This window comes from Pseudomonas sp. GZD-209 (genome assembly GCF_049310485.1).
Taxonomy (GTDB): domain Bacteria; phylum Pseudomonadota; class Gammaproteobacteria; order Pseudomonadales; family Pseudomonadaceae; genus Aquipseudomonas; species Aquipseudomonas sichuanensis.
Genome location: NZ_JBMOWQ010000288.1, coordinates 1 through 9,798, shown reverse-complemented (window position 1 = coordinate 9,798; position 9,798 = coordinate 1). Strand labels below are relative to the sequence as shown.

The window sequence follows — 9,798 nt, the reverse complement described above, 5'->3', positions numbered from 1 at the left end:
CCCGCTCCCACAGGTATCAAGCCTTGTTCAAGGCCTCGGCTGCCGCGAGCACGGCATCCACATGCCCCGGCACCTTCACCCCGCGCCATTCCTGGCGCAGCACACCGTCCTTGTCGATCAGGAAGGTGCTGCGGTCCACACCCAGGTACTCCTTGCCATACAGCTTCTTCAGCTTGATCACGTCGAACAACTGGCACAGCGCCTCGTCCTTGTCGCTGATCAGCTCGAAGGGGAAGGCTTGCTTGGCCTTGAAGTTCTCGTGCGACTTGATGCCGTCACGCGATACGCCGAATACCACGGTATTGGCGGCCTGGAACGCCGCGTACTGGTCACGGAAACCCTGGCCTTCGGTGGTGCAGCCTGGGGTGCTGTCCTTGGGGTAGAAGTACAGCACCACCTGTTGGCCCTTGAGCTGGGCGAGGCTGACGGCCTGGCCGCTGGTGGCCTGGACCTGGAAATCGGCAACGGGTTGGTCGAGTGCTACGGCCATGAGGGCTTCCTTAGACAGGGTTCTGTGGGCGCCACGGTTCGATCAGCGCGTCCAGGTTGAGGGCGTCGGCAAAGTCCAGGAACTGGTCGCGCAGCCAGCTGATCTGGGTGCCGGCCGGCAGGATCACGGTGAACTGGGCATTGAGCATGCTGCTGCCGGTCTGCGGGGCCAGGTAGGTATCGCAGGTCATCGCGTCCAGCTCGACGCGGTGGTCGAGGAAGAACTGGCACAGCTCGTTGATGATGTCCGGGCGATAGGCGGCGCTGACATAGGCCACATAAGGCAGGGCCTGTGGGCGCACTTCCTGCTCGGCGCTGCGCACCACGTCCAGGGTCAGGCCGTGTTTCTTGGCCAGGCCCGGCAGTGTGGTCTCCAGACGCGCCAGGGCATCCCAGCTGCCGCCGACCTGCAATACCAGGGCGCTGGTTTCGCCATGGCGGCTCAGGCGCGAGGTGACGACCGCGCAGCGGTTTTCGAAAGCTGCGCGGCTCAGAACATTGGCCAGCTCCATCGGGTTGGGGCCCAGGGCGCTGATGACGAGGAATTGTTCGCGAACGGTGGGGGTGGACATGCAGCATTCCTAAAGCGATGAGCGGTCGGTACAGGACGGGACAAGCCTGCTGTTTGCGTGGGGGCACGGCCACGGTTTCATGGCGATGAACACAGGCCGGCAGCACTGTCGACGGCCCGGCGGGCCGCGCTGTACCGATCAAAGGATCAAGGGTAGCGAAAAGCGGCGCGAAGGGGAATGCTCCGCCCGCCTGCTTCGCTTGTGCAAGGCCGATGCCCCCAGTACCATTACCGCTCTCTTTTTCCGGCAGGAGCAGTTACATGATTGCGGGCAGTATGGTGGCATTGGTCACACCCATGGATGCACAAGGGCGTCTTGATTGGGGCAGCCTCGACAAACTTGTAGACTTCCACCTGGAAAATGGCACCCACGCGATCGTCGCTGTCGGCACCACCGGTGAGTCGGCCACCCTGGATGTAGAAGAACACATCCTGGTCATCAAGCACGTGGTCGAGCGTGTAAAGCACAGCAAGAAGCGCATCCCGGTCATCGCCGGCACCGGTGCCAACTCCACTGCCGAAGCCGTTCACCTCACGCAGAACGCCAAGAACGCCGGCGCCGATGCCTGCCTGCTGGTAGTCCCGTACTACAACAAGCCGACCCAGGAAGGCCTGTACCAGCACTTCAAGCACATCGCCGAAGCCGTCGACATCCCGCAGATCCTCTATAACGTACCCGGCCGCACCTCCTGCGACATGCAGGCCGAGACCGTGATCCGCCTGTCGACCGTGCCGAACATCATCGGTATCAAGGAGGCCACGGGCGACCTGGTGCGTGCCAAGCAGATTCTGGATGGCGTCAGCAAGGACTTCGTCGTCCTGTCCGGCGACGACCCGACTGCCGTCGAACTGATCCTGATGGGCGGCAAGGGCAACATCTCCGTTACCGCCAACGTCGCCCCGCGCGAAATGGCCGACCTGTGCGAGGCCGCCCTTGAGGGCAATGCCGAGAAGGCCCGCGCGATCAACGAAAAACTCATGCCGCTGCACAAAGACCTGTTCTGCGAAGCCAACCCGATCCCGGTGAAGTGGGCGCTCGTTGAAATGGGCCTGATGCACAAAGGTATCCGCCTGCCGCTGACCTGGCTGAGCGACAGCTGTCACGAAAAAGTCCGTACTGCCTTGCGCCAGTCCGGCGTACTGGTTTAATCGAGGAAGTACACCGCATGAAGCGACTGGCTGGTCTTTCCACCCTTGCCCTGATCATCTCCAGCACCAGCGGTTGTGGCTGGCTGTGGGGCGAGGATGGCTATTTCCGCGACCGCGGCAGCGATTACCTGCAGGCGCAGCCCACCGCGCCGATGCAGCTGCCGCCGGACGCCAGCAACGTCAAACGCATGGACCCGCTGCTGCCGATCCCGCGCAACGTTGCCGACGATCACGCCACCGGCGAGTTCGAAGTGCCGCGCCCACAACCGCTGTCGGCCAGCGCCGACATCAGCGATTTCAGCCTGCAGCGCAGTGGCAGCAGCCGCTGGGTGCTGGCCCAGCGCTCGCCGGCCGAAGTCTGGCCGGTGACCCACCAGTTCTTCGAAGACAACGGCTTCCGCATTGCCGAAGAGCGCCCGCAGACCGGTGAGTTCAGCACCAGCTGGCAGCGTTTCGACGAGCTCTCTGCGTCGCTCGGCCAGCGTCTGGCCAGCGCCTCCAGCAGCCCCGACAGCGAAGTTCGGGTGCGGGTGCGCATGGAACCGGGCGTGCAGCGCAACACCTCGGAAGTGTATGTGGTCAGCGTCGAGCGCCCGGCAGGCAGCACCGCCGAGCCCGAGTTCCCGTCCACTTCGAGCAACACTGGCGCCGATGCGCTGCTGGTCGACGAAATGCTCGCCAGCATGAACCGCAACGCCGAGAAGGGCGGTTCGGTGTCGCTGCTGGCCGCGCGTGATTTTGATGCACCGAGCCAGGTCAGCCTCAGCGAGGACGGCAGCGGCAACCCGGTGCTGTACCTGGGCTCCGACCTCGACCGTGCCTGGTCCGGCGTGGGCCGTGCCCTGGAGCAGGGCGAGTGGCGCGTCGAGGACATCAACCGCAGCCTGGGCCTGTACTACATCAACCTGTCGGAAAAACCGGACGACAAGCACAAGGAACCTGGCTTCCTCAGCCGTCTGTTCGGCAGCGAACCGAGCAAGGAAGAGCGTGAGGCCCGTGCCGAGCGTTATCAGGTACGCCTGAGCAAGGTCGGTGATAACGTCCAGGTCACCGTCGAGAAGAACATCAATACCGTGGCCCCGGCCGATGTGGCCCGCCGCGTGCTGAGCGCAATCCAGGACCGTCTGGGCTAAGTGCGCTTCGCGGTTCTTGGAAGCGGTAGCCAGGGAAACGGCACGCTGATCGCCAGCGGTGACACGCTCATCCTGGTCGATTGCGGCTTCTCGTTGCGGGAAACCGAGCGGCGCCTGGCGCTGCTCGGGGTGTCGGCCACGCAACTGAGCGCGGTGCTGGTCACCCACGAACATGCCGACCATGTGCATGGGGTGGGTTTGCTGGCGCGCCGCTACAATGTACCGGTCTACATGAGCCAGGGCACTCTGCGTGGCCTGCGCAAGCCGGTGGAGGTCGCGGGGTTTCTCAGCTGTGGCGATACACTGCAGGTCGGCGATCTGCAGGTCAGCGCCGCACGGGTCGAGCATGATGCCTACGAGCCACTGCAGTATGTGATCAGCGATGGTCGCCGGCGCTTCGGCATGCTGACCGACCTTGGCAGTTACGACATGTACCTGCTGGAGCGTTACCAGGCCCTCGACGCCCTGCTGATCGAGGCCAACCACTGCCGTGACCTGCTGGCACGCGGGCACTACCCGCAGTTCCTCAAGCGACGGGTCGGCGGCAGCCAAGGACATCTGAACAACCACCAGGCCGCAAGCCTGGTGGCCGAGTTGGGCTGGCAGAACCTTCAGCACCTGGTGCTGGCCCACCTCAGCAGCAAGAACAACCAGCCACACCTGGCCCGCCAGTGCTTCGTCGACGCCCTCGGGTGCGACCCGGACTGGCTCCAGGTGGCTAATCAAGACCATGGGCTCGACTGGCGCCTGATCGCCTAGCCCACCTACTCAAGCAAGCGGAGCCCATCATGGAAAAACGCGAAGAACTCTACCGTGGCAAGGCCAAATCGGTTTACAAGACCGATGACGCCGATCGCTTGATCCTGCTGTTCCGTAACGACACTTCGGCGTTCGACGGCAAGCGCATCGAGCAGCTCGACCGTAAAGGCATGGTGAACAACAAGTTCAACGCCTTCATCATGCAGAAGCTCGAAGAAGCCGGCGTGCCGACTCAGTTCGACAAACTGCTGGGTGATAACGAGTGCCTGGTCAAGAAGCTCGACATGATTCCGGTCGAGTGCGTGGTGCGCAACTACGCCGCCGGCAGCCTGGTCAAGCGCCTGGGCGTGGAAGAGGGCATCAAGCTCGAGCCGTCCACCTTCGAACTGTTCCTCAAGAACGACGAGAAGGGCGACCCCTTCATCAACGAATCCCACGTTGTCGCGTTCGGCTGGGGCACCGCCGAGCAGCTGGTCGAGATGAAGAAGCTGTCGTTGAAGGTCAACGAAGTGCTGAACAAGCTGTTCGATGACGCAGGCCTGCTGCTGGTCGACTTCAAGCTGGAGTTCGGCGTGTTCCACGGCCAGATCGTCCTGGGCGACGAGTTCAGCCCGGACGGCTGCCGCCTGTGGGACAAAGAAACCCGCAAGAAGATGGACAAGGACCGCTTCCGCCAGGGCCTGGGTGATGTGATCGAAGCCTACGAAGAAGTTGCAAAACGCCTGGGCGTGCCGCTGTAAGCGGCTCGTTCACGCAAGCGCCTGATACCACGCGATTTTTTTTCAAAAAAAGGTTTGCCAGAATCTAAATCGCTGGTATGATGCGCGCCATTGGAGAGATGCCGGAGTGGTCGAACGGGACGGATTCGAAATCCGTTGTACTGGCAACAGTACCTAGGGTTCAAATCCCTATCTCTCCGCCATACGCGAAGTAGTCGAAGCCCCCGAAAACGTTGAGTTTTCGGGGGCTTCGTCGTTTCCGGGCACCGTCAGCACAACCTCCCTTCGCCATGCTTCGACGACAGCCCCTCGCTCAGCCAGGTAGTACGCGGTTTGCCTGGGAAGCGCGGTGGCACATCAGCGAGATGGCGGACGCCAGCTTAATATTGTTCACAATCTAAGCGTGCTATTGGTCACATATAGCATGGTGTTATGTTGTCGAAAATTCCTCTCAGATGTATATTCCTCCGCGAATGATGGCTTAGTGCTATGAGTCGCGTCGTTTCAATCCTTCGAATCCGCTCAGGCTTTCCCTTTGTGTTTGCGAGGGCGCATGAATTGCGCGCATTCATCATGTACAGGCCTTGCTCTATTTCTCTTGCGCCGTCACTTCTGTTGGACCTGACGGCATTCCCTACCTCATGCAACCGCTGCGGGTATTACCCGGCGATGGTTGTCTGAAGAACATAGATATAAGGGCTGTGCAGATGTTCGATGCAAGTGTGAAGGTGCTGGCCGATATGAGTGTGAGGTCGAAACTGACCTTGGGCTTTGCACTGGTTTTATTGCTGACCATCATTATCGCGGGCATTGGTTGGGGAGGGTTGAGGGGGCTGGGCGAGCGCAGTGCCAAACTCAGCAGTATCGCCAAGGTCAATGAAGAGGCACGCGAGGTTCGCATTGCACGCCTGAACTACACAGTCTCTCCTGGTGCCGCGCAAGCAACGCTCTTGGTCAAGGCGCTCGATGAACTCAATCTTCGGGTGGATACGCTCGCCAAACTGCTCAGTGATCCGAACGACTTGCGCTGGACCAAGCAGGCAAGTAGCGCCGTCGAACTTTACCGCGCCCATTTTCAGGACTATGCCCGCGCCATCGACGGGCACAACGATGCCCAGGCGGCCCAGGCCCTCGATGCCCTGGAGGCCAACCTGAAGAGCCTGCTCGAGGCGTTCGGGCAGTTATCGGACAGCCAGTCGAGCAAGCGTGACAACGAAGTGCAGTCTTTCATCCAGCGGTTGATCGTCGCGGCTGTGCTGGCGCTGATGCTCGGAGTGCTGGCCGCCTGGTCGATCACCCGCCTGATCGTCGTGCCTTTGAAAGAGGTGCTGCAGAGCGTCGAGCGGGTCGCCAATGGCAATTTGAGCCAGGATATCCAGGTATCCCGACGAGATGAGCTGGGTGAACTGCAAGCCAGCATGCAGCGCATGACCCTGAATCTGCGTGGTCTTATCGGTGGATTGCGTGACGGTGTGGTGCAGATCGCCAGTGCAGCCGAGGAATTGTCCACCGTGACCGAGCAGACCAGCGCAGGGGTCAGCAGCCAGAAGGTCGAAACCGATCAGGTGGCGACGGCCATGAACGAGATGGCCTCGACCGTACAGGATGTGGCGCGCAGTGCCGAGCAGGCATCGACTGCGGCGGTCAATGCCAGCCAGGAAGCGCGCGAAAGTGACGTGGTGGTCAATCAGGCCATCGAGCAGATTACCCACCTGGACTCCGAGGTGGGGCACTCGACGCAAGCCATGGCCGAACTCAAGCGTGAGAGCGACAAGATCGGCACGGTGCTGGATGTGATCAAGTCGGTCGCCCAGCAGACCAACCTGCTGGCCTTGAACGCAGCCATCGAAGCTGCACGTGCCGGTGAGGCCGGCCGTGGTTTTGCGGTAGTCGCCGATGAAGTTCGCAGCCTGGCGCAGCGCACTCAGACTTCCACCGAAGAAATCGAAGGGCTGATTGGCGGCCTGCACCGTGGTACGCAGCAAGTGGGCGATATTCTGGAGCGCAGCCGCGAACTGACCAGCAACAGCGTAGAGCTGACGCGCCGGGCGGGTACTTCATTGATGAGTATCAGCCGTTCGGTGGCCACCATCGAATCGATGAACCTGCAAATTGCCACCGCTTCGGAGCAGCAAAGCGCTGTGGCCGAGGAAATCAATCGCAGCGTGCTCAATGTGCGCGAAGTCTCGGAACAGACTGCAGCGGCCAGTGAGGAAACAGCGGCATCCAGCGTCAAGTTGGCCCGCCTGGGGGCAGAACTGCAAACGTTGGTGGGCCAGTTCAAGCTCTGATCAGGTGATCGAAGGTCCGTGCAACTGGCGGTTGTGCGGGCTTATCTTTCATGGGGGCAGGTGGAGTGCAGCACAATCGGTAGAGCATTTACCTTGTTTTACCCAGAGCATTCAGGTGTTTAGCGATTATCGCCAAATCATCGGCAGAGCAGGGTCGAGTTCATTCCCAAAGGTACTGAATTCATTACATGCAGTGCGCTGTGCGTTCGCAATAATGCGCTGCTTGAACATGGATTATTCGCAGCCGTGAAACTTGCTGGCGAGCAGGGCAGTTAGTACGAATGCACTATCTGGCTTCTACTCGGGCAAGTTTTCCCGTATCATCCGGCGGCCATCAGAATGATGGCGGATCATGGACTAAAGGATTTTTTATGAAAAAGCTGATCAAAGCTACTGTTGCCGTTGCTCTCGTTTCGGGCGTTGCCCTGCTGTCCGGCTGCACCGGTCAAGTCTACAACCAGCCTAAGAACTGCTCGTACGACTACCTGTTCCACCCATCGGTTTCCATCTCCAAGATCATCGGCGGCTGCGGCGCGATCGATAAACTGCCTCAGCAGCAGTAATCTTGGTAGTACGCTGATCGGGTCGTTTGCGACCTGATCCAAGACCCCCGGCCATGGATGTGGCTGGGGGTTTTTGTTTTTGGCCGCCCGCCATTGCCCACTGGGGCGTGGCACCTTGTCGCGTGACAACCCACCGCCTTGCAGCTTGCCCCGCAATTTGTTTGTGCTGGCAATTCAGATACAATCCGTAAATCGTTTCAGCCTTGTCGGTCAATCCGACCAAAGGCTGGCGCGTCCAATGCTCTCTGGCTGCTGAACAATGATCACAACAAGCCTGCGCTGAAGAACATGGAACACCTGGGCCAGCCACAGGCCCACCCTCCGTTCTACACACTGGAATTGATCAATGTTCAAGAAAGCTGGCAAGACCTTGCTGGGTCTGGCTGTTGCAGCGAGCTTCATGCAAGCGCACGCAGCCGAGACCAAAAAAGTTGACGTGCTGCTGGTTGGCGGCGGCATCATGAGCTCCACCCTGGCCGTCTGGCTCAACGAGCTGGAACCGAGCTGGTCGATGGAAATGGTCGAGCGCCTGGACGGCGTCGCCGAAGAAAGCTCCAACGGCTGGAACAACGCCGGTACCGGCCACTCCGCGCTGGCCGAGCTGAACTACACCCCGGAAGACAAAGACGGCAACGTCAACATCACCAAGGCCATCGAGATCAACGAGTCGTTCCAGATCTCCCGCCAGTTCTGGGCCTGGCAGGTGCGCCAGGGCGTGCTGAAGAACCCGCACTCGTTCATCAACACTACCCCGCACATGAGCTTTGTCTGGGGCGATGACAACATCAAGTTCCTGAAGAAGCGTTACGACGCGCTGCAGACCAGCCCGCTGTTCCGCCCGATGCAGTACTCCGAAGACCACGCGCAGATCGCCAAGTGGGTCCCGCTGATGATGGAAGGGCGTGACCCGAACCAGAAGCTGGCCGTGACCTGGACGCCGATCGGCACCGACGTCAACTTCGGCGAGATCACCCGCCAGTTCGTTGGCCACCTGAAGACCAAAGAGAACTTCGACCTCAAGCTGTCCAGCGAAGTGCAGGACATCACCCGCAATGCGGACGGCTCCTGGCACGTCGAGTACAAGAACCTGAAGGACGGTACCGAATCGGCTACCGACGCCAAGTTCCTGTTCATCGGTGCCGGCGGCGGCGCGCTGAAGCTGCTGCAGAAGTCGGGCATCCCGGAAGCCAAGGAATACGCAGGCTTCCCGGTGGGCGGTTCGTTCCTGGTGACCGAGAACCCGACCGTTGCCATGCAGCACATGGCCAAGGCCTACGGCATCGCTTCGACCGGCGCGCCACCCATGTCGGTACCGCACCTGGACACCCGCGTTCTGGACGGCAAGCGCGTCATCCTGTTCGGGCCATTCGCCACCTTCTCGACCAAGTTCCTGAAGAACGGCTCGTACCTGGACCTGCTGGGCAGCACCACGATGCACAACGTGTGGCCGATGACCAAGGTCGGTATCGAACAGTACCCGCTGGTCGAGTACCTCGCCGGCCAACTGATGCTGTCGGATGATGACCGCTTCGAAGCCCTGCGCACCTACTTCCCGAACGCCAAGAAAGAAGACTGGCGCCTGTGGCAGGCCGGTCAGCGCGTGCAGATCATCAAGCGTGACGAAGAGAAGGGCGGCGTGCTGAAGCTGGGCACCGAAGTGGTTGCCTCCGAAGACCGCACCATCGCCGGCCTGCTGGGCGCCTCCCCAGGTGCATCGACTGCCGCGCCGATCATGCTCAACGTGCTGCAGACCGTGTTCAAGGAAAAGGTGGCTACCCCTGAGTGGCAGGCCAAGATCAAGGAGATCGTCCCGAGCTACGGTACCAAGCTGAACGATTCGGCAGCTGCCACCCAGAAAGAGTGGAACTACACCGCCGAAGTACTGCAGCTGGAGAAGCCGCCAGTGATCGACCAGAGCGTCGGCACCAGCGTTGCGCCAGCCGCAGCGGTCGAGAGCAAGCCTGCTAACGACATGGCCCTGTAAGGCCCTGCTGCTTGCCGGGGAAACCCGGCAACACCAACCACGAGCGTCGCCCCTGGCGGCCTCGTGTTTTTTTTTGCCTGCAAATTCGTACACGGTCGTGGGAGCGGGCTTGCCCCGCGATGCTGTTAGCTCAGGCTGGC

At 60.8% G+C, this 9,798-nt stretch carries 9 protein-coding genes and 1 tRNA gene; 8 read left to right on the top strand and 2 right to left on the bottom strand.

What is annotated here, in order from left to right:
* Nucleotides 1-16: 16 nt before the first annotated feature.
* A complete protein-coding gene (locus ACO6VM_RS27160; RefSeq protein ID WP_125859645.1) occupies nt 17-490 on the bottom strand; it encodes a peroxiredoxin in 474 nt (157 codons plus the stop codon).
* Between the two features lie 10 nt (nt 491-500).
* Nucleotides 501-1,061 (bottom strand): glycine cleavage system protein R, encoded by a 561-nt coding sequence (locus ACO6VM_RS27155; RefSeq protein ID WP_110992325.1) that lies wholly within the window; start codon nt 1,059-1,061, stop codon nt 501-503.
* Nucleotides 1,062-1,321: 260 nt separating this feature from the next.
* Between ACO6VM_RS27155 and dapA the strand changes: the two genes are divergently transcribed.
* The 8 genes from dapA (at nt 1,322) to mqo (ending at nt 9,658) form a co-directional block, all read left to right on the top strand.
* Nucleotides 1,322-2,209: a 4-hydroxy-tetrahydrodipicolinate synthase gene (dapA, locus tag ACO6VM_RS27150; RefSeq protein ID WP_390967969.1), complete on the top strand. Its 888-nt coding sequence runs from the start codon at nt 1,322-1,324 to the stop codon at nt 2,207-2,209.
* A 17-nt stretch (nt 2,210-2,226) separates the two neighbouring features.
* On the top strand, nt 2,227-3,342 hold the full coding sequence (bamC, locus tag ACO6VM_RS27145) for an outer membrane protein assembly factor BamC (RefSeq protein WP_401056629.1): 1,116 nt from the start codon (nt 2,227-2,229) through the stop codon (nt 3,340-3,342).
* Nucleotides 3,343-4,101, top strand: coding sequence for an MBL fold metallo-hydrolase (locus ACO6VM_RS27140; RefSeq protein ID WP_347148577.1), 759 nt, complete (start codon nt 3,343-3,345; stop codon nt 4,099-4,101).
* Between the two features lie 29 nt (nt 4,102-4,130).
* Nucleotides 4,131-4,841: a phosphoribosylaminoimidazolesuccinocarboxamide synthase gene (purC, locus tag ACO6VM_RS27135; protein ID WP_008097517.1), complete on the top strand. Its 711-nt coding sequence runs from the start codon at nt 4,131-4,133 to the stop codon at nt 4,839-4,841.
* Nucleotides 4,842-4,933: 92 nt separating this feature from the next.
* Nucleotides 4,934-5,023 (top strand) — tRNA-Ser (locus ACO6VM_RS27130).
* A 504-nt stretch (nt 5,024-5,527) separates the two neighbouring features.
* Nucleotides 5,528-7,111, top strand: coding sequence for a methyl-accepting chemotaxis protein (locus ACO6VM_RS27125; protein ID WP_401056783.1), 1,584 nt, complete (start codon nt 5,528-5,530; stop codon nt 7,109-7,111).
* Between the two features lie 371 nt (nt 7,112-7,482).
* Nucleotides 7,483-7,674 (top strand): YhfL family protein, encoded by a 192-nt coding sequence (locus ACO6VM_RS27120; RefSeq protein WP_194790177.1) that lies wholly within the window; start codon nt 7,483-7,485, stop codon nt 7,672-7,674.
* A gap of 346 nt (nt 7,675-8,020) precedes the next feature.
* A complete protein-coding gene (mqo, locus tag ACO6VM_RS27115; RefSeq protein WP_401056627.1) occupies nt 8,021-9,658 on the top strand; it encodes a malate dehydrogenase (quinone) in 1,638 nt (545 codons plus the stop codon).
* Nucleotides 9,659-9,798 lie beyond the last annotated feature (140 nt).